Here is a 642-nt window from a genome sequence, read left to right on the forward strand (position 1 = left end):
CTGATGTCCAAAGGGTCTCCACTTCTAAAAAGTCAAAATCCTTAAAGATCTCTAGAACCGCATCACAATCATTCAGACTCAAGACAAATTTGCCTTGTATGCTTTTGAGAACTTTTGCCATACTCACAAAATCATCTTCAACAAAATTCCCAGAGCTGTAACACTTCTTCTTTACAAGATAAGGCGGGTCTAGATAAAATAAACTGTCGGGTGCATCAAATAGCTCGATAACCCGCTCCCACGATAAATTTAAAATCGTCGTATCAAGAAGCTTCTGTCTAACACGTCTCATCCTTGATAACAGCTTTTCGGGATTCCAAAGCTAAAAGAAACGTAATCTTTTTTCCCATAAAGGACACAACGCTGGAGAAATAAAAACCGGGCGGCTCTTTCAACTTTGGAAAGGCTTTCTGGGTCAATCGCAGCAAGGTCAAAAAACAACTGTCTTGAACAAACAAACCACTCCAATCGTTTGGCTAAATCATCAAAATGGTTTTGAACACATTGAAACAGATTCGTGATCTCTCCATTCAAATCATTAATCACAGAATATTTTGCTGGTCTTTTATTTAGAAAAATAACACCAGAGCCTAAAAACGGTTCAACATAGGTTTCGTGGTCAATATTATTTAAAATCGGTAT

Annotated in this window: 1 pseudogene; it reads right to left on the reverse strand. The window is 37.5% G+C overall.

The annotated features are described in order from the left end of the window. A pseudogene (locus ACFIN0_RS10035) lies at nt 1-642 on the reverse strand (DNA adenine methylase); the annotation flags it as partial.

The sequence above is a fragment of the Bartonella sp. AA89HNZF genome (assembly GCF_042196905.1).
Taxonomy (GTDB): domain Bacteria; phylum Pseudomonadota; class Alphaproteobacteria; order Rhizobiales; family Rhizobiaceae; genus Bartonella.